General features: G+C 23.7%; 1 protein-coding gene. It reads left to right on the top strand.

The annotated features are described in order from the left end of the window. Window positions 1-11 precede the first annotated feature (11 nt). The coding region (locus JG677_RS08600) for a Cj0814 family flagellar-dependent secreted protein (RefSeq protein WP_442778899.1) at window positions 12-452 on the top strand (441 nt) is incomplete at its 3' end.

Below are 452 nucleotides of genomic sequence, written 5' to 3'. Positions count from 1 at the left end.
AAGGATTTAATATGAGCATCTTTAGTATAAATGATAATTCAAGTTATGGCTCTATACTTTCACAAAGTAAAGCAAATAAAGAAAGTAAAGAAAATTCAAAAATAAATTTTGCAAATGTTTTTTTAAAACAAAATGTCACTAAATTAAATGAAATTCAAAGTAAGAATACTCAAAATATAGCATTTAATGAAGTATTATCCAATAAAAATAATGTTTATACCGATACTCCTAATTATAATATATCAAGTGAATTTAAAAATTCTATTTATACTTTAAAATATAAACAAGCTGATCCTTTAGCTAATGTAAGTAATTCTATATCTTTAGCTTATGGTTATAGTGTAGATAAAGATGGTTATATGGGAGAAGACTTTAATAAAGCTGCAGGATTACCAGATGATTTTAAAATACATAAATCTACTTTGGATGAGATAGAGAGAGTAGCTGAAAAT

Source organism: Campylobacter sp. TTU-622 (assembly GCF_016598965.1).
In the GTDB taxonomy this organism is placed as follows: Bacteria; Campylobacterota; Campylobacteria; order Campylobacterales; family Campylobacteraceae; genus Campylobacter_D.
The sequence above is the reverse complement of the archived record's forward strand: the minus strand, read 5'-3'. Positions and strand labels throughout refer to the sequence as shown.